The organism is Hymenobacter qilianensis, assembly GCF_014638675.1.
GTDB classification, from domain to species: Bacteria; Bacteroidota; Bacteroidia; order Cytophagales; family Hymenobacteraceae; genus Hymenobacter; species Hymenobacter qilianensis.
In genome coordinates, this window is the sequence record NZ_BMFN01000001.1 from 1406470 (window position 1) to 1425217 (window position 18748).

Genomic DNA, 18748 nt, shown 5'->3' on the forward strand with positions numbered 1-18748 from the left:
CATTGCCTGATGACGGCTATATTCGCCCCCAACTACCCGCAACTATGGCTGCTGAGAGGCTCCCCGATCTGCTCGAAACCACCTACCGATCCGACCTGAACCTGTTCGTCGGGCGCTGGGGCTACCAACCTCCCATTGAGGTGTTGCCTCACACTTATAAAAAGCTTACCCAGAGCGCGCTAGCTACTGGATGCCGCTTCTGGCTACAGGATATTCGGCGGCGTACGCTCAACGATCCGGCCATCACCCGCTGGCTGTTCACCGAGTACTTTTTGGATATGGCTGCGCAGCTGGGCGGTCGCCTGTATGTAGCTTATCTCACGAGCCCGACGCTGCTGGAAATCATTATCAACGGGCCCGGCTACGAAGTGCCCCACGCTTCCGACTACCAGCCCTTTGCCGTGGCTTTTTTCAGCAATGAAGGCGATGCGATGGAGTGGGTCAGTCAGGCGCAAACCCGAGACTCGCTAGCGTAAGCCTAACGGCACTAAGGTCGCTGGGGGGCTTTTTTGTCGATAATCTGCTTAGCTACTTCCGGCAGCGTTTTGCCCTGATAAGTGGGCGACGGCGCCAGCGGATACAAGGTCTGGCCTTTGCGGGCAATGAAACCCGCCGCGAGGCCGGCGTGCAGCGCGCCCGCAATATCCCAGCCGTGAGCGGCAACCAGGATAGCGGAAGCGGGCTCCGCTCCGGCCTGGCGCGCGGCAGTATGATAGACGTCGAGCTGCGGTTTGTAGCGGCGCTGATCATCCACACTCAGGCCCTGCTCGAAGTAATGAATGATGTCGGCGTAGCGCAGCTGCTCGTCGAGTACGCTACGCGTGGAGTTAGTGAGCGCCACCAGCGAATAACCGGCTTTAGCGAGCATTTTCAGGCCATCGGGCACGTCTTTGTGCGCCGGCAACTCGGTCATGAGAGCCAAAAGCTTATGCTTCTCAGCCGACTTCAGCGTTCTTTCCTGTAGCATAGCGGCCGTCATATCCAGGGCCGCGTCGCCGATGGTGCGGAAGTCGTGGTAGTGATTGGTCACCGTATCGACCAAGGAATACTGGAGCAACAGCCCAAACCACTGCTGAAAAGCTGCTTTGTTGTTGAAGGCTTTGATGAGCGCGTTTTTCAACTTGCTCATGTCCAGCAACGTTTCGTTTACGTCGAAGAGGATAACCTTGGAATTACTGGTAGAGGTAGAGCGGGGCTGCTGCATAAGTGAATAACGACTGACCAAAGGAACAAGTAGACCTGCATACGTAGCGACCGTTTACACAGACTGCTACTACCCGTTTTTTGGCGCGAAACGGAATAGAAATTCGGCTTACTTCTGCTTGTGCAAAAATGCCCGAACGGTCTGGAAGTATTGCTCCGGCACTTCCCAATAAGCCTTGTGGGAGGCATTTTCGAAGACTACCAACTGTGAATTAGGCGTTTGCTTCTGAAAATAAGCCACCGTGGCGGGCGCGGCTTCATCGAAGCGGCCACATAGGTAAAGCACTGGCACGGTGAGCTTTTTGAGGTCGTTGGCGCGGGAGTAGTTTTTCAGCGTACCAGTGGCTTGGGCTTCATCGGGTCCCCACATGGTCTCGTACACCTGCATGCCGAACGTTGGGTTCGGCGGCATCGGGCCGTTGCGATATAAGTGCCGGCGGTTGTAAAGCGTGACGGCCTCTTTATACGCCTGTTTGCTTGGCTCATCGGTGGCGGCGTACAGGCGCATGGCTTTTTGCTGGGCGGGCGGCAGCTGAGCAATGTAACGCTCCGCATCCTGCACCCAACGCTTGGTATCTAGCAACGGGCTCGACTGAATAAGACTGACGACGGTGGGAGGCTTTTTGGTAAGCAAATACTCGGTGGCCAGCGTGCCGCCCCAGGAGTGACCCAGCAAATGCAGTTTTGGGTAGCCTAGCGCCGCTATTATCTGCTCTAACTCGGTTACAAACCGCTCCAAGGTCCAGAGTTGCGGGTTGTCGGGCTTATCCGATTTGCCGCAGCCCAGCTGATCGTACATAATGACCGGCCGCTCATCGGCCAGCGCCACAAAGCCCTCGAAGCTGCCGCTTCCCGAACCCGGTCCGCCGTGCAGAAGGAGCAAGGGAATTCCTGGTTTGTCGGCCCCCAGCACTTTATACCAAACTTTGCCCCCCGGCACGGTGATATAGCCTTCTTTCATAGTTGGTTGAGCCTGTACGGCAAAGCCCAGCGCCCAACAAATGGTGGCAAGTAACAGCGTGCGACGTGACAGGAGAAAATGCTTCATAGAATCAAAAGTGGAGCGGGAGTGGCATGCTTAAACTTGCACAAACTTCCGTAGATGAGGTAGCGAAATTGTCTATTCGTATAGGTCCTGCGGATCGGCGGCGGCCAGATCAACTAAGAATTGCCCGATGTTGGTGGTCACCACTTCCAGAAAAGCCGCGCCTTTTTCAGCCGTCGCCTCGGCTGGGTCGCCCACACCGGTATCTGCTGATACCTTGCTCCACTCGCGCTGCGCCCATGCCCAGCCTTGCTGAAAGGCTTTGACTTTGAATTGCTTGGATGCGCCGTCGCCGGCTTCGGACAGTGGGCGGACCAGCTGGGGGGCAATGTGCAGCATGGCGCTGGTTTCCATAGCGTCGGCATGGTCGCCGGGGGCGATGAAAAACTGGCTGCGGTCGGCAGCCTTATACCAGTTGAGGGTGCAGAGAAAGACACTCGGAAACTCTGCCTGCAGCTCGCGCAATATCTGCCGAAAGTCGTTGCCGCCGTGGCCATTGAGCACCACCAGCTTCGGAATACCCTGCCGGGCCAGCACCTGCACCATATCGCGCAGAATAAGCAGCTGGGTGCTGGGGTTCAGATTCATATCGAGCGTAATATCCAGCTGGCCAGTGTTTACGCCGAAGGGTATGGTGGGCAAAACCACCAGTTTTGCCCCCCGCTCCCAGGCTTTGCGGGCTGCTTCGGCCGCCACGTAGTCGCACTGGTAGTTGTCGGTAGCGTAGGGGAGGTGGTAATTATGCGCCTCGGTGGCGCCCCAGGGCAGCACCACTACTTCGTACTTCGTTTCTTTCACCTGTTGCCAGGTGGTTTCGGCAAGGATATAGGGGCGTGGAGTCATAGGGTAAGAGCTAGAAAAGAAGGCTGCTTGGCAGCTATAAGATGAGGTGGAACGCTGGACATCAACCTACGTCAGGCAGCGCCGGAAGATTAGCCATCCACATGCGAATTTCCTCTATGCTTTTGCCTTCCAACGACAGTATGGCCTCATACGGGTTGCCGCGCAGCTGCAAGAGGGTCGCAAAAGCGGGCTCCGTCTTCAGGCCTTTTTCTTTCAGCTGGCGCACGGCTGTGCGCCACGCTTCGCCCCCGGCTTGCAGCACCACGTCTTCCACAATCATATGCCGAAAGGCGTGTTGGACTTCCGTAGGACAATCCTGCCCAAAAATCTCCACCTCAAACTCCTGGTACCGAAAGCAGCACACCACTGACGTGCGGTGGTTGATGATTTTCTGCGCTAGCGCAAACTCGGGAAGGTGGGCATAGTGGGAGCGGAGTAGCTCGGTGAAAGAAGACACCTCAGCAGGAGCTACGGCACACAGCACGTCGAGGTCGCTGCTGGCAATGTCAATGTCCAGCGGAATGGTGCCGGCCAGCACGGGATCAAAATCGCGCAGCGTGGCGAGCACACCTAAGTTTTGCAAGGTGACATACGCTAGTTGCTGGCGCGGGGTACCCGTTTGTAAGTAGCCTATATCCTTCCAGTTTGTCATTGTACCCCAATTATCGGCCCTTTTGCGCTGCTAACTGACATAACCCAGGGAATAGCACGCGCCGCCCCTCACAATTGCCGACCTCCTCCGTTACTTTGCGTAGACAAGCTACCCCTTGAAATCCACCCACCCATGCAAACTTCCCGACTCGAGCACGACTTTCTTGGCGAACGGGCCATTCCTACTGATGTATACTACGGCATTCAGACGCTGCGCGCCCTCGAGAATTTCGATATTACGGGTATTCCACTCCGGTCGGAGCCGTTGTTTGTGCAGGCACTGGCTTATGTAAAAAAGGCTGCTGCCCTGGCCAACCGCGACTTAGGCGTGCTCGACTCAGCCATTGCCGAGTGCATCGTGCAGGCCTGCGACCGGGTCGCGGCCGGCGAGTTCGATAGCCAGTTTACCACCGATATGATTCAGGGTGGCGCGGGCACTTCGGTAAACATGAACGCCAACGAAGTCATTGCCAACGTGGCGCTGGAGCTGATGGGCAAGCAGAAAGGCGAGTATCAGTTCTGCCACCCCAACAACCACGTCAATTGCTCCCAGTCGACCAATGACGCGTATCCTACGGCCTTTCGTATTGCTTTGAATAATAAGCTGGTGGGCTACAGCCAAGCGCTGGGACAATTGGCCGATGCGTTTGCGGAAAAAGGCGTCGAGTTTCGGAATGTGCTCAAAATGGGCCGCACCCAACTCCAAGACGCCGTACCTATGAGCATGGGCGACGAGTTCAAGGCCTTTGCGACCAACCTGCGCGAGGAGCTGCTGCGCATTGAAGACAGCCGCAGCCTCATCAGCGAGATTAATATGGGCGCTACGGCCATCGGGACGCGGGTAAATGCGCCGGCTGGCTATGCCGAAACCGTAACCGAGCACCTGCGCCAGATTACGGGCCTCGATTTAATACTGGCCGGCGACCTGATTGAAGCCACCTACGATACGGGCGCCTACGTGCAGCTCTCAGGGGTGCTAAAGCGCACGGCCGTGAAGCTTTCCAAGATCTGCAACGACCTGCGCCTGCTGTCCTCCGGCCCCCGTACGGGCATCAATGAAATAAATTTGCCCCCCTTGCAGCCCGGATCCAGCATTATGCCCGGCAAAGTGAACCCCGTAGTGCCGGAAGTAGTCAACCAAACGGCCTTCTATGTTATCGGGGCCGACCTGACCGTGACTATGGCCGCCGAGGCTGGTCAGCTGCAACTCAATGTAATGGAGCCAGTTATCTCTTTTGCTCTGTTTACCAGTATCTCTTACCTCACCCGCGCCTGCCATACCTTACGCGAGAAATGCGTGATTGGCATTACGGCTAACAAAGAGCACGCGGAGCGACTGGTGCGCAACAGCGTGGGCATTGTAACGCAGCTAAACCCTGTGCTGGGTTACGAAACGGCCTCAGAAATTGCGAAAGAGGCCCTGCGCACCGGCAAATCGGTGTACGATGTAGCCGTAACCGAGCGGCAATTGCTGACCCAAGCCAAATGGGATGAGATATTCACCTTCGAAAACTTGATCAGACCGCACTTTATTCAGTAGCTGATCCAGTAGCTGAACACCCATTGCGGCCCACGGTATAAATGCGTTTCTGCCGTGGGCCGCACCTTTTAACGGTTTTTAGAACTCGTTAACCAGATACCACCCGCTACAATGGCCATTATGCCAAGTACGGCGGCGGTAGTACTCAGGCGGCGGGGCGAAGCGGCAGCAGTTCCACGCGCTTCGACTGCTTCTTCAATAATTTCGCCACTGGTAGCGCGCAGAATCAAGCGAATGGTTTCCTCGGGCTGATCCCACTGCGGAAAGTGTCCACAGTTTTCGAACCACCGCAAGCGGGCATCCGGAAACTTGGCTAGCGCCCGCTTGGCCTGACTCGGAAAACACACCCGGTCTTGCCGGCCCCAGCCAATGATAAGGGGAGCGACAATACTACCCTGTGGAGCGCCTTTCTGCTTCTCCCCGTGAGCTAAGTTATCGAGCAGCTCATCAAATGAGGGAGCTTGGGCGAAGGTGCGCATCTCGTCCAGCGCTACTTGGGGGGCAATTTTCCAGGGCTGGGCTGAGAATTGAGCAAATAGCAGCGTGCGGCCCACGGTGCTACCAGTTAGCTGGGGCATCACTGGCTGTAAGGCACGTACAAGCTTAGTAGAAATGGCCACCGAGTGGTAGAAAAAAGGAATCTCCCAGCCTTCCCAGAACCCACCCGGATCAAGAGACACGACTGTTCCTACCACGCCGCCCCGGCGCGCCAGCTCCAATACCAAGCGCGCGCCCATCGAACTGCCTACCACATCGATGCCCAGCAAGTTTTGGGCGCGTAGGAAATCCGTTACCGCATCAGCCAGCGTAGCAATGGTAACCGGGCCATTCAAAGGGGGCGTATTGCCAAACCCCGGCAGGTCGACGGCAATTACGTCACGTTCAGCAGTGAGGCCATCGAGAATGGTTTGCCAGGAGCGCCAGCTGCCTCCTATGCCGTGTAGCAGTAAAAGTGCCTTTCCGGTACCGCGCCGGATGTGGTGCATATCCATGAGAAAAGAGTAGAAGTGGGAAGATTAAAAAGCCCCCCAGGCGCTACTTGTGAGCGTCTGGGGGGCTTTTCATTCGCGAATCTCGCGTAGGTCGAAGCTGATGCGCTGTACTTTCTACGCGATAGTGATGTGCTTAGATGCTGGGCGAGAAGCTAATAAGCCTAAAAAACGCCGCACCAAAAGACCAATAGGCAGTGCAAGGTCTTGCTACGGATTCGTAGACCACATGCCGGCTTCTTTGATAAACACCCGCCGGTTGAGCTTCAGCTGCGCGATTATAAGCTCGGCCAGATCTTCGGGCTGGGCTACTTTATCCGGGTTGCCATCGGTGAGCTTGTTGCTGACAGCCAACTCAGTAGCGATGGTGCTGGGCGTGAGCGCCGACACCCGGATATTGTGCTTACGCACTTCCTGCATCAACGACTCGGTGAGGCCCATGACGGCAAACTTCGAGGCACTGTAGGCGCTGGTACCCGCTGCGCCGCGCTGCCCGGCCGTGGACGAAATGTTGATGATGTCGCCGGTTTGGCGAGCTATCATCTGAGGCAATACGGCGCGGGTGGCGTAGTACACGCCCATCAGATTTACCTGGATAATGCGCTCCCACTCGGTGGGGTCGAAGTCCAGGAACTTGCCGAAGGTGCCGATACCAGCGTTGTTAATGAGAATATCGATGGGGCCGAGCTCCTGCTCCACGCGGGCCGCAGCGGCTTCCACGGCGGCGCGGTCGGTGATGTCGGCGGCTACTACGGTGGTTTTGCCCCCCAGAGCCTTGATCTCGTCGGCAACGGCCTGAAGCTGCTCCTCGGAGCGGGCCAGCAAGCCCACATGCACGCCTTGCTGAGCCAGCGCCAAGGCTACAGCGCGTCCAATTCCTTTACCTGCGCCCGTCACAAGGGCGACTTTTCCTGCTAATGATTCCATGCAATTTCAGCTAAAAGGGAGAGTGATACACGGCATAACCACCGAAGCCGACAGGTGTTTGGCCGCCTGCGGTAAGTAGCTGGTACACGCCGGGTTCAGTTTTTAGCGAAAAGAGGAATGCCGAGAAAAGCCGTTCAATAGAACGAGCACAAATGCGTCAGTAAGCAGGTGTAGTAGTCTAGGCCATAAGCACCGAGCAGCCCCACTTTTGCCCTACCAACTGATCATTGAGGCAGCTGATGAGTTGCTGCACGGTTTTTACCTGCTCCAGCTCGGTGTCGGGAATGCGGACATGGTAGAGATTTTCGAGGCGAATAACCAGCTCAAAAAAGTCAATCTGATCCATGCCCAAGTCCTCACCAAAGCGGGAATCGTTGGAAGGTTTGGCTGCTAACGTGGGCTTGATGGGCAGGTAGCTATACACCTGCTGCTGAATAGGTAGCATACAAAAGAAATAATAGAAGTTGGAGCAGCGTGCGCCGTTGCAAAGCCGCTTGTAGAAGTAGATAAAGGAAGCCGCTCCCACGCCTGTGGCAGGAGCCCATTCTTAGGCTATACAGACGTATCAACTGGCTTTTTACCTTATCAAGGAATCTGTTTTTTCCTGATACATGAGTGAACACCCCGTAAAAAGGTAGTAAATCCGACGCGAGGCACGCGTCCTAAGCCTAACTAGTAAGACGGTGTAAAAAAGCCCCCCAGAGTCACTCGGGGGGGCTTTTTATGATGGATTTATACGCAGCAGTAGTTGCTTATTTCTTCCCAAACCGCTCCAACATCACCGTAGGCTGGTCTTTGTACGTGGTGCGATGGTAGGGCAGGTAGCCAAACTTCTCGGCCAGGCGCAGGGATGCTTTGTTGGCCGGATGAATAATGCACACGGTGCGCACGGCCCCAAAATGCGCGTCGCCCCAGGCAACGGCCGCGGCTACGGCCTCCGTCGCGTAGCCTTTGCCGTGGGCGTGAGCAGCCAGCACCCAGCCAATTTCAGGCGTGCCGTGGTTCGAGGGCACGATATCGCGCTTCGGATCAGCAAAGCCCACGGCACCGATAAAGGCGCCGGTTTCTTTTTCCTCAATGGCCCAGAACCCGTAGCCCATCAGCGCCCAATGCCCAATGCTGCGGAGCATGGTAGCCCATACTTCTTCCTCTACCATGGGGCGGGGAGTCAGGTAGCGGTAAAACTTAGGATCGGCCCACATGGCCACATACTGCTCAAAATCAATGGGTTTGTACCCCCGCATGAGTAAGCGGGCCGTTTCCAGCACGGGTACTTGATGGAGGGGAGGGTTGAGAACCGGGGTAGAAATTGACTGCATAAAGTATAGTTAGTATCGACGCGCTGGCTAAAGTAATAAGTGCAAACATAGAGATGATGCTTATAAATCAGGCTGTGGTGCAAGGCTAGTGCCGGGCGTACGCGCTGGTAACGGCCACTCCCTGCGGCTTCAGTTTTTCTAAGAAGCCATTGATAACAGCTCTGTCGCTTAGTTCAGAATCGAACGCACTGTCCGTAAGCGAACATTTTTTGATGGGCGTCCTTTATTTATATTTTATATAAGCATCTGTATTGCAATAATTTATGCAAGTGGCACGGGTGTTGGAAATTTATCGGTGCCCCTACGATTCAACTGTTCACAACCGCACACACGCTGCTTTTTTCAGCAATGAGCTCGGCAACCAGCAGGGAGATTATGGAGGGGAATAGCCGCTGCCAAGCGGTGCATTTGGTAAAGTCTCCATCATTTCTAACCCCAAACTTTTTATCATGAAAAGCTCCTTCACTTCCGCCGCTTCCGCCTTCGCCGCCCGTTTTGCTTCTACGCCTGAGTCAACTCAAGCCCGGTCGGCATCTTCTGCTTTGGGTTATTTGCGTCGGGCTACCCTGGGCGTGCTCTTGTTTGGTGGTGCTCTGTTCGCCAGCCCCGTAGTGGCGCAGCAACAACCCGTAACCATCGACAAAGTAGAACCCACCGTCTTCCGGGTGCGCACCCAGAACCTAGCCAAAGAGCATGGGCAAGTGCAGGTGTACAGCCTCGTCAACGGCCAGAAACTGTTCGATGAAGCGTTCGACCAATCGTATTATTCCTGCCGCCTCAACTTTGATAATTTGCAGCCCGGCAACTACCTATTGTGCTTCAAGCTCGGAGGGGACAGCTACCGGTACACGTTGCGGGTAAAATCGGATGGTGCCAACGAAGAAGTAGCCGTGCGCAATGTGAAGGTTCGGCTGGGCAAGCAAAGTCAGCAGGTGGCTGCCCTCAACGCTGCCGTGCCTCTAGCAGCAACTCCTCCGCTGGCAGCTAGCGGTAATGGACTGTAATAACCACGAAAGACTTCTAGCAAAAAAGCCCCCCAAACATGTTTGGGGGGCTTTTTTGGTGTGTGCAGACCTGCGAAACGTTTACCAGGAGCCGCTGTTGTTGTTGGTGTCGTCGAAGTCACCGCCGCCAGTGTCATCAGAAGCGGTGTCGTCGTAGGAGGACGTCTCATCGGCGGAGAAGAAATCGGGCTCTGAACTATTGGCGGGTAAGTCGGAGAAATAATCGGGGCTTGTTTCCTCGACGTTGCCAGTGCCTTCCAGCGCCGGAAAGCCTCCAGAAGTAGCTGCGCCTCCCACACCAGCGGCATAGGTGTTTGCGGGGTCAAGGTTTTGGGGAGCCGTGTTGTCGCCGCCCGCAATGCTGTTGCCGGCTTGGTCAGAGTGTCCGCCCGAGGCCATTCGGTTGCCCAGGTAAGCGCCAGCCGCGGCGGCTGCCCCCGTCGCCAAAATGCCCCCCATGCCGCTGCTCAGGCCACCGCCGCCTCTGTTCATGGTGCCGGTGCCCAGAAAATCAGGAACTGGCTGGCGCGCATGTCCACGGGTGTAGTTGCCAGCCGACCTCGCGGATTGGTTACCCAGGAAATCAGGCGTCTGGTTAGGGTTTTGATTCGGATTCTGATTGGAATAAACAGTCCGGGGCGCGTCCGGAGCCTTACGCCGAAACATCCGCATCACCAGCCACAGGATGCCGCCAATAACCAAGGCTCCAATGGCCATAGTACCGATGCCCATGCCCGGAGACGAAGGCTCAGGCGACGCTTCGGCCGGCCGATAAGGCTCAGAGGCTGGTTCAGAAGCCGCAGGCAACTCATTGTTCAGGCTGGAGCCATCAGTACTTGCCGAACCTGCCGCCCCGCCCAAAGTTGCTGGGCCGGGCGTAGTTGCAGCCTGCTGCTTACCCTGGGGGGCATAATTAGGATTAGCGGCCAACATTAAGGAGTTGAGACCAGTGCGCAGGCCCGCGAAGTAGCGGCCTTGCTTGAAGCTGGGGGCCATTTCTTGGCTGATAACGCGGTTGGTCAACTCCGGCGTAATCTGAGCCCGCAGCCCGCTACCCGCTTGAATGGTGACCTGGCGCTCCTGCCCGGAAAGCAGCAGCACGATGCCGTTGTTTTTGCCGCGCTGCCCAACGCCCCAGGCTTCGCCCAGAGCACGACCGTAGTCGGCCACGGCACGGCCACCCAGCGTGGGCACCGTCACGACAACAATCTGGGTACCGGTGCTATCGGCATAGCGCCGCAGACCGCCTTCCAGGGTTTTAGCGTCGGCGGGGGAGAGAAGCTGCGCCTGATCGGTTACGAAGCGAAAAGGTGAGGGCCGCGGCGGCAGTCCATCAGTGGGCTGCTGCGCGCCTCTTACTGGCCCGCTCAGCCCCGCTGATACGAGCAATAAGATGACAAACAAGAAACGATGCATAGCATAGAGGATGAGGTGGGAGATCAACACTATTTTGCCTTCTACGTCGCTTGTTGTCAAGTGGCTGTAGACCGTAAGCCCTTGACCTAAAACCTCCTTACTCTTTGGTGCATGAAGCTCCTTGGCTGATCTACCGTCATCGAGCCTATTTTTTGGCAAGCTTCGTTAAGTTGGGTGAAAAATGAAGCCCGGCCCATACGCATCATGCCATGCTACTGCGCTGGAGGAGAGGGGCTTGCTGGGGGTGGTGGTAGCAATACTTCGGCCATTGCTTTGAGGTCAAGGTCGGGTACGAAGCCATCACAAACGGTGAGCACTGAAAACAAGTACCGCCTCAATTCCGCTGCCTGTGGCTGGGGATGGCGTAATGCCGCCTGTACCAAGTGCAGCGACAAATCGGCTAAAATGAGCTTCTTCCTCTCCTGCGAATCGACGGCCTCGATAGCGGCGGTCTCGGTCAGAGCGTGTGCTTGGTGAACTAGTTTAAGAATGGCGTCTTGCATAGGTGCGTAAAGAAGTTATTTATCCTGCAAATGCTCTGCCTTCCAGCGCATGGCCGTCAGCACGCGAGTATGGCCGCTAGGATGGTCGAAGAAAATGATTTCTTCCCACGGGCTGGGGTCAATTTTGCGATATTCTGACAGCTTCATAGCAATGGTAGCGAAGCCGTCGGGTTGGCGGGCGGCGTTCAGGCCAAACACGTCCGCTTCCTGCTCCTGGGTGCGAATAATAGTATTGAAAGCGGGCGTAGCCAGAAACATATACACCGCAAACAACGCCACCAGCAGCGGCAGCCCACTCACGTCGGCGATGCCAGCAATACCCCAGCGCGGGCCGTAGCGGCCGATAAGTCGGTGAAAAGCCCAATCGACAAACCACAAGCCGATACCGATAATCAGGACGAGGAAGATCAGCATTTTGGGAATGTGGTTCAGCACGTAGTGGCCCAGCTCGTGGCCCATTACGGCCTGCACTTCCTCGGGGGTGGAGCGATTAAGTAGGTTGTCATTGAGCGAAACCCGGATAGTGCTGCCCAGTCCGCTTACGTTGGCGCTGATGCGCTTGCTCTGCTTGGAGGCATCCACGAGGTACACGTTGTCGGCAGGTACGCCGTTGGCCCGCGCCATACTCAGAATCTGGTCGCGCACGGGCCCTTCTGGCAAGGGGGTGTACTTGTTGAATAAGGGCGAAATGAACACTGGCGACACAAATATGGATATCACCAGAAAGACAGCTAGTATAGCTGTGCCCCACACCCACCAGTTGCGCCCCGTGCGCCGAATAGCCGCGTACAAAGCCAGCAACACTAAGCTCCCGAATACCACCGACAGCGCCAAGCCCTTCAAATCGTCGGTTAGCCACTCACCGAAGCTCTGGTTGGATAAGCCGTACTGGTGCTCGCGGAAATAGTCGTCGTAAAGGCTAAGCGGGAAGTTGAGCAAGTAAGCCAACAGCAGATACAGCGCCGCATAAGCCAGCGTAGGCAGCACCTTACCGGGCAGTCGCGACGTCCAGCCTTTTATAACCTTGGAAAGGCCCAGCACCAGGAATATAGCCGCTACGCCCAGCGCGTATACTATGCCCAAAAGCTGGAGCCAGTAGCCACCCTCAAAGTAAGCGTCGGAGCTGGCCTTTTGGGCGGGCGTGAGCGTGTTGAGGTAATGCTGCGTAGCGGCTTCAATGCTGAAAGCGGCAACCGAATCCGCCGCTGCTGCTGGTGCGGCCAAAGCCGGAGCCAGTAGCACACCCAAAGCCAGCATCGTTAGAAAAATTCGTTTGTAAAGAAGCGTCATAGATTTAGCTAGAAGAGGAGACTTATTCGGACACTGTTTACCTAGGTACACTATGGGAATAATGCAGGTAATATAGCGTAATCGCAATTTGTTTGCCCCCTTTCTTAATAAGCTACTCACTATTAGGTAGAAGAAGGGTGAAGCCGCAATCTGACGTATTGCTGTAGCCACATCGGATAGAGGTTATAAACGACATTGGTAAGCCCGATAAGTAGTGCCCAGCGGCCATAGCCAAGCGCAGCGGCATACAGGCTCGTCAGTAGAAAAAACAGAAAGAGCACCAGGTGAAATCGCTCCTGATGGTAGGTGGCACGCACCAGCGCTGCCTTGTCGGAGTGAGTGCGTACGCGCTTGTACTGCGGATACTGTTGGCGAATCAGGCGGTGAATAAGGTCGCCGTGCTGGGTGAAGCGGTTTACGGCGTGCACCCCCAACCGTCGGTACGTGGCCGGGCCGCGGCTAAGCCGTAGATAGCTGAACCAAGAAGCTGGTATCCCGAAAGCTAATAGACTGACGAGTAGCATCCCATATAGCCACGGCCGCTCCATATGCTGGTAACAGAACACGCTAATAGGCGTTAGGCTCAGCACCGACCAGAACATATTCGGTACGGCATTGTACCATGCCAGCCGGATGGTAGAAGGAGCAGACGTTTTCTTACCAATCGGGAGCATAAGGCAAGGATGCAAAGGCGCCCAGCGGCTGGGCATAAGCTAAACTACACAAGATGAAAGCTCAGTGCTACGCCTTCAGAACGCGGTAGCAGCAAGTCTTTTATCAGGGCTCAGCTGCTAGCATAAAGACGCCCTCGGTACCCGCTGAACTGAGAGGCTGGGGGGGCTTTTTACTACTCATCTGGAAAGGATTTGCTAGTGTTGGGTACGCACTGATGAGCTGCAAAATTCTGGTATTAAACAGAGAGGAAAAATGCTATGAAATCTGGGTTTATCTTTATTAATTAGAGATAACAAGCTGATTAACAGCTATTTTAATTAAAAAAATCATATTTTCTTTCTCTACTCCAAACCCGAATTGCCATGAATTACAAACGTTACCTCCTGAGTGCAACCCTACTTCTGACCCTTGTTACTGGCTGCAGCGACCGCGACGGCCTCGATGGTTTGCTGGCTTCCCAGCGACCTATTCTAACGGATGATTTAGTAAATCCCATCGGGATGAGTGTTGCGCCGAATGGCCGGGTGTGGGTGAGTGAGACTGGAACAGGTCGTAACGACGGACGGGTGTCGGTAGTAACTGGTACGGGGCAGGTGTATCCTGTATTCACGGGCTTTCAGTCCGAATTGCGGCCCGACGGGGACGTAAGTAGTCTTGGCCATGTACTCTATAGAGATGGCATCTTGTATATTCTGGGGGGCTATTTCGGTAAACTCTACCGAGTGGATGTGTCGAGTTACCGGCTCGGCGACCCTGCGCGCCCAGCTTCCAGTCTGCCCTCGGAGGATATCGGCGCGTTTGTGCTGTCGCAGAACCTTTCCAGCCCGCTCGAATCAAACATTTACAGCATGACCTTTGGGCCAGATGGCAGTCTGTATATCGTCGATGCGGGTGCCAATGCTATCATCAGGCGGGATAAAGACAACGGAAGGTTGAGTGTGTTTGCACGCTTCCCCAACATCACACTCCAGAACCAGCCCGTACCCACGACCCAGGCCGTGCCAACGGGTATTGTGCATGATGGCAGCAGATTCCTGGTCAGCCTGCTCACTGGTTTTTCCTTTGCCCCTGGGGCGGCTAAAATAATGCAGGTAAGCAACACCGGCGTCGTGAGTGACTACCGCACGGGTTTCACTACCCTCACCGATATTGAATTAACAGCCAATAAAGCCCCCGTGGTTACTCAGCTGGCCGAGTTCGTATTTCAGCCACCAACAAACGTAGGCTTCCAGCCCAATACCGGCGCCGTACGCAACGAATCAGGCACCGTCCTGCTGGGTGGCCTCAGCCGGCCCACCGATATCGAGCGCATCAGCGGCAGCACCTACTATGTATTAACCAATGGCGACGGCACTATCCGCAGAGTAACGTTTTAAACGTGCTTTATTACTTGTGATAGATACTGTTATAAGCGCAAAACGCCCAGCCAAAAGGCTGGGCGTTTTTGCGTGTATGCCTACACCCTAAGGTGCTTGCTTACAGAAATTTCAGGTCAGCGCCAGACGGCGCAATTCATACATTCCTGTATCTTTCGTCCGGCGCCTTTCCCGCGAATATCCGCTCGATTAGCCTGGCCTGGGGGGCAAATTTGCTCAGCCGGCTCGTTCCCACCCTTACTTCACGTACTTATCGATGAGCCAGATCCCGGAGTCGCCATCACGGCGCGAGTTTATCAAGCACAGCGCCGTAGCCGCCGCTGGTATTATGATTGTGCCGCGCTTTGTGCTGGGGGGCAAAGGCTACACCGCCCCCAGCGACCAGCTTGTAATAGCCGGCGTAGGGGTAGGCGGCAAGGGCGAAAGTGATCTAGCCATGTTTGTCAAAACTGGTAAAGCCCGCATCGGCTACCTCTGCGACGTTGACGACCGCCGCGCCGCCGCTGCCCGCAAGGCCTATCCGCAGGCTCCTTACTACAAAGACTGGCGTCGGATGCTGGACAAGGAAGCGAAGAAGATCGACGCCGTATCCATCGCCACGCCCGACCACAACCACGCCGTGGTGACGCTGGCGGCTATGCAGTTAGGCAAGCACGTGTACGTGCAAAAACCACTCACCCACGACCTGCACGAAGCCCGCGTGCTGACCGAAGCCGCCAAACGCTACAAAGTAGTAACTCAAATGGGCAACCAGGGCGCCTCCAACGACGGCGTGCGCCAGCTCCAGGAGTGGTACGACGCCGACATTATCGGCGACGTGCACACCGTGTACTGCTGGACCGATCGGCCCGTCTGGCCCCAGGGCATTGCCTGGCCCACCGGCAAAGCCCCCGTGCCCACAGAGCTGGACTGGGACCTGTGGCTCGGCACGGCCCCGTACCGCGACTACGTGGATAAGCTGGTGCCCTTCAACTGGCGCGGCTGGTGGGAATACGGCACCGGCGCCCTCGGCGACATGGGCTGCCACCTGATGGAAGCGCCTTTCCGCGTGCTGAACCTTGAATACGCCCACGCCGTGCAGGCCAGCGTGGGCAGCGTGTATGTCGATGAGTTTAAGCGCGGCTACTTCCCCGAGAGCTGTCCGCCCTCCAGCCACGTTACCCTCACGTTCCCCAAAACCAACAAAACCAAGCAGGACATCACCATGCACTGGATGGACGGCGGCATTCAGCCCACCCGCCCCGACGAGCTGGGCTCTAACGAGAAGTTTGGCGACGGTGGCAACGGCACGCTCTTCATCGGCACCAAGGGCAAGATGATGGCCAGCACCTACTCCGCCGACCCGCGCCTGCTGCCCACCTCCCGCACCAACGAAGTGCAGGTGAAGCAAACCATTGCCCGCGTGCCCGGCGGCGCCGACGGCCACTACGGCCAGTGGGTAGATGCCTGCATCGCCGGCCACGGCAAAAAGACCGTCAGCTCACCCTTCGAACTGGCCGGCCCCCTCACCGAAGCCCTGCTTATGGCCAACCTCGCCATCCGCGGCTACGACCTCCAGCGCCCCAAAACCACGGGCCAGGGCATGGATTACCCCGGCCGCGGCATCGAGCTGCTCTGGGATAATCAGCAGCGCAAAATCACCAACTTCGACGAGGTCAACCAGTTCGTGAAGCGCGACTACCGCGCCGGCTGGAAGCTGGGCAGCTAAAAAGCCAGAAGCGTGTACTGCTAAAAAGAACGTCATGCTGAGCTTGTCGAAGCATCTCTACCGCTTCGCTGAATAGCATTGCAACGAAGCGGTAGAGATGCTTCGACAAGCTCAGCATGACAGATAGTTTGGCGACGACCGCACGCGAGATGCTTCGGCTCCGCCTCTGCATGACCGGCGGGAGTAGTAACAGTCCGTAAAGAAAAAAGCCCCCCACACCGCCAACTAGCTGCTGGGGGGCTTTTTCTTAAGCTGCTCCTGCCTCGTAGCGAAGCCACAGAATCCCGTCGGGGCGCTGCTCTGCGCTTAATAGCTTGAAGGGCGTGGCGGGGCCGGGCGCATCGCCCTGCTCGAAAATAGTGGGCGAGGTGGGTGCTCCATCTACCACGGGGTAATGCAGCAGGCTCAGCTCATCGATGAGGCCGACTTTGAGCAGGGAGCCGTTCAGGTGTCCTCCCCCTTCCAGCAGGATGGTCTGGATGGGGAATAGCTCGCCCAGCTTGTGCAGGACCAGCGCAAAGTCGATTTCCTGGGCGCCGCCGAACAGGTACGACACGCCTTTCTCGCGCAGGTAAGCCAGGTATTCGTCGCTTACCTGCTCGGTGAGGATGCTAATGATGTGGTCGTCGTCGATGGCGGCCGATTCCCAACCTAGCTTCCCGTGAGCATCGACGGCCACGGCAAACGACTCGGCCCCGTGCTCGGCCACGAAGTCGGTGCGGGGCAGGGGGGAGGCTACGGGCTTCAGGTCGGGGGTCAGGCCGTGGGTGAAGTCCTTTTCCATAGTCACGCGCCCGCACAGCCAGGCCTGAGCCTCGAAGGTGGCGGCCGTCGTTTCGTACTCCTTGGTGTTGGGCGAGTCGCCCCAGCGGCTGAGAATGGTGCGCCCGTCCAGGGAACTCATCATGTGGCAGATTACACGAGGTTTCATAAGTAGCAGGAAGATGTACATCTTGCCATACGTAAGTTGAAACTGCAGATGCCAGTTACTATTGGTGAATCATAAGCTGCTTCCACGACAACTGTCTGAATGCTACGGGGCGATTTCAACTTGCTTGTATTGCAAGCAACAAAAGCATAACATTCATCTCGAAGCTGGCACTGGCTATTAGTTCGCGCCAGTTATTGAAGCATCTTGTTTTACATTTAAAATAGTATTTTCTTGAATCTTAACCATTAATGTATTTGCCTGTGAAAAGCTTTGATACACGAGTATACAATGTTGCCGATTTTCTAGAATGGCATAGAAATAACCTTTTAGAGCTTTCTCCTGATTTTCAAAGAAGATCTGTTTGGTCTGAAAAAGCTAAGTCTTTTTTGATAGATACTATTTTGACAGGAAAACCTATTCCTAAGATACTTATCACTCAATCACTTAGGAATGCGCGCACTGTCAGAGTAGTAGTTGATGGCCAACAAAGGTTAAGAGCGATAATCGGCTTTATAGATGGCGATTTTAAAATATCTCGTGCTCATAATAAAGAATTGGCTGGGTACACATTTGAAAATTTGCCGGAAGATCAAAAGAGAGAGTTTCTGCAATACGAACTAGGTGTAGACCTCCTTTTTGATTTACCATATGAAGATATACTCGATATTTTTGCCAGATTAAATTCTTACACTGTTTCGCTCAATAAGATAGAAATAATAAATGCTAAATACTTAGGATATTTCAAACAATACGTGTTTAAATACGGGTATAAGTATGTCGAATATTTTATCCAGTCAAACGTTCTCACGAAGTCGCAAGTTACAAGAATGGCAGAGGCTGAGCTATCAGCTGACTTATTTGTCGCATTAGTTGATGGGGTACAATCAAATAAAAATGTTGAAAAATTTTATAAAGAATACGAAGAATCATTAGGCGAATTAGATGAGAAAGCGGAGCAATTTGATATGATTATGTCATATATAGGCGAAATATATCCTCCTAGTGAATTAAGGAATACTAACTGGTCTCGCGTACAGCTATTCTATACCCTGTTTACGTCTATTGGGCACTGCTTATTTGGATTAAGAGCACTAGAGCCCATAACTGGTGATTTTATAATAAATAATAAAATAATAGGTAAAATACGTGTAAGACTTGATGAAATTAGCTCTGTGTTCGATGAAATTAATTCAGAAAAAGAAACAAGTAGTAGGCCGCCCGAATACCGCCGTTTTGTTGAGAAAAGTCAAAAGGCAACAACAGATACTGGATCTAGAGTGGATAGAACTAATTTTGTTGTGAATGAGATTATTGATGCGTTTATCTAG

Annotated in this window: 19 protein-coding genes; 6 read left to right on the forward strand and 13 right to left on the reverse strand. The window is 55.0% G+C overall.

Annotated elements, in window-relative coordinates; translation table 11 throughout:
* Nucleotides 1-44: 44 nt before the first annotated feature.
* Entirely contained in the window at nt 45-476 is a 432-nt protein-coding gene (locus tag IEW06_RS06065) for a hypothetical protein (protein ID WP_187733458.1), read from the forward strand.
* 11 nt (nt 477-487) lie between these two features.
* On the opposite strand, the gene IEW06_RS06070 is transcribed toward IEW06_RS06065, so the two are convergent.
* The 4 genes from IEW06_RS06070 to IEW06_RS06085 form a co-directional block, all read right to left on the reverse strand.
* Nucleotides 488-1204, reverse strand: a complete 717-nt coding sequence (locus tag IEW06_RS06070) for a haloacid dehalogenase type II (RefSeq protein WP_187733457.1) — start codon at nt 1202-1204, stop codon at nt 488-490.
* A 108-nt stretch (nt 1205-1312) separates the two neighbouring features.
* A complete protein-coding gene (locus IEW06_RS06075; protein WP_187733456.1) occupies nt 1313-2251 on the reverse strand; it encodes a proline iminopeptidase-family hydrolase in 939 nt (312 codons plus the stop codon).
* Nucleotides 2252-2323: 72 nt separating this feature from the next.
* The gene (locus IEW06_RS06080; RefSeq protein ID WP_187733455.1) at nt 2324-3091 is read right to left on the reverse strand and encodes a creatininase family protein; all 768 of its coding nucleotides are present in this window, start codon (nt 3089-3091) and stop codon (nt 2324-2326) included.
* Between the two features lie 61 nt (nt 3092-3152).
* Complete coding sequence (locus tag IEW06_RS06085; protein ID WP_187733454.1) at nt 3153-3743, reverse strand: DUF4269 domain-containing protein; 591 nt, start codon at nt 3741-3743, stop codon at nt 3153-3155.
* Nucleotides 3744-3875: 132 nt separating this feature from the next.
* Between IEW06_RS06085 and aspA the strand changes: the two genes are divergently transcribed.
* Complete coding sequence (aspA, locus tag IEW06_RS06090) at nt 3876-5282, forward strand: aspartate ammonia-lyase (RefSeq protein WP_187733453.1); 1407 nt, start codon at nt 3876-3878, stop codon at nt 5280-5282.
* Between the two features lie 68 nt (nt 5283-5350).
* Here the strand turns inward: aspA and IEW06_RS06095 are convergent, their stop codons facing one another.
* The 4 genes from IEW06_RS06095 to IEW06_RS06110 form a co-directional block, all read right to left on the reverse strand.
* Nucleotides 5351-6274: an alpha/beta fold hydrolase gene (locus IEW06_RS06095; RefSeq protein WP_187733452.1), complete on the reverse strand. Its 924-nt coding sequence runs from the start codon at nt 6272-6274 to the stop codon at nt 5351-5353.
* Between the two features lie 207 nt (nt 6275-6481).
* A complete protein-coding gene (locus tag IEW06_RS06100; protein WP_187733451.1) occupies nt 6482-7198 on the reverse strand; it encodes a 3-ketoacyl-ACP reductase in 717 nt (238 codons plus the stop codon).
* 178 nt (nt 7199-7376) lie between these two features.
* The gene (locus IEW06_RS06105) at nt 7377-7643 is read right to left on the reverse strand and encodes an acyl carrier protein (protein ID WP_187733450.1); all 267 of its coding nucleotides are present in this window, start codon (nt 7641-7643) and stop codon (nt 7377-7379) included.
* A 307-nt stretch (nt 7644-7950) separates the two neighbouring features.
* Complete coding sequence (locus tag IEW06_RS06110; RefSeq protein WP_187733449.1) at nt 7951-8517, reverse strand: GNAT family N-acetyltransferase; 567 nt, start codon at nt 8515-8517, stop codon at nt 7951-7953.
* A gap of 449 nt (nt 8518-8966) precedes the next feature.
* Here IEW06_RS06110 and IEW06_RS06115 point away from each other — a divergent pair, with 449 nt between their 5' ends.
* On the forward strand, nt 8967-9521 hold the full coding sequence (locus tag IEW06_RS06115) for a hypothetical protein (protein ID WP_187733448.1): 555 nt from the start codon (nt 8967-8969) through the stop codon (nt 9519-9521).
* A gap of 81 nt (nt 9522-9602) precedes the next feature.
* Here the strand turns inward: IEW06_RS06115 and IEW06_RS06120 are convergent, their stop codons facing one another.
* From IEW06_RS06120 to IEW06_RS06135, 4 genes are all read right to left on the reverse strand, one after another.
* Nucleotides 9603-10937, reverse strand: coding sequence for a TPM domain-containing protein (locus tag IEW06_RS06120; RefSeq protein WP_187733447.1), 1335 nt, complete (start codon nt 10935-10937; stop codon nt 9603-9605).
* 212 nt (nt 10938-11149) lie between these two features.
* The gene (locus IEW06_RS06125; RefSeq protein ID WP_187733446.1) at nt 11150-11440 is read right to left on the reverse strand and encodes a hypothetical protein; all 291 of its coding nucleotides are present in this window, start codon (nt 11438-11440) and stop codon (nt 11150-11152) included.
* A gap of 15 nt (nt 11441-11455) precedes the next feature.
* Nucleotides 11456-12730 carry a M48 family metallopeptidase gene (locus tag IEW06_RS06130; protein ID WP_223284770.1) on the reverse strand — a complete coding sequence of 425 codons (1275 nt, stop codon included), beginning with the start codon at nt 12728-12730 and terminating at the stop codon, nt 11456-11458.
* Nucleotides 12731-12852: 122 nt separating this feature from the next.
* The gene (locus tag IEW06_RS06135; RefSeq protein WP_187733445.1) at nt 12853-13404 is read right to left on the reverse strand and encodes a glycosyl-4,4'-diaponeurosporenoate acyltransferase CrtO family protein; all 552 of its coding nucleotides are present in this window, start codon (nt 13402-13404) and stop codon (nt 12853-12855) included.
* 363 nt (nt 13405-13767) lie between these two features.
* Between IEW06_RS06135 and IEW06_RS06140 the strand changes: the two genes are divergently transcribed.
* Nucleotides 13768-14781: a ScyD/ScyE family protein gene (locus IEW06_RS06140; protein ID WP_187733444.1), complete on the forward strand. Its 1014-nt coding sequence runs from the start codon at nt 13768-13770 to the stop codon at nt 14779-14781.
* Between the two features lie 256 nt (nt 14782-15037).
* Nucleotides 15038-16489: a Gfo/Idh/MocA family protein gene (locus IEW06_RS06145; RefSeq protein ID WP_188547695.1), complete on the forward strand. Its 1452-nt coding sequence runs from the start codon at nt 15038-15040 to the stop codon at nt 16487-16489.
* Nucleotides 16490-16736: 247 nt separating this feature from the next.
* On the opposite strand, the gene IEW06_RS06150 is transcribed toward IEW06_RS06145, so the two are convergent.
* Complete coding sequence (locus tag IEW06_RS06150) at nt 16737-17420, reverse strand: RibD family protein (RefSeq protein WP_188547697.1); 684 nt, start codon at nt 17418-17420, stop codon at nt 16737-16739.
* A 260-nt stretch (nt 17421-17680) separates the two neighbouring features.
* On the opposite strand from IEW06_RS06150, the gene IEW06_RS06155 reads away from it, so the two are divergent.
* Nucleotides 17681-18748: a GmrSD restriction endonuclease domain-containing protein gene (locus IEW06_RS06155; RefSeq protein ID WP_187733443.1), complete on the forward strand. Its 1068-nt coding sequence runs from the start codon at nt 17681-17683 to the stop codon at nt 18746-18748.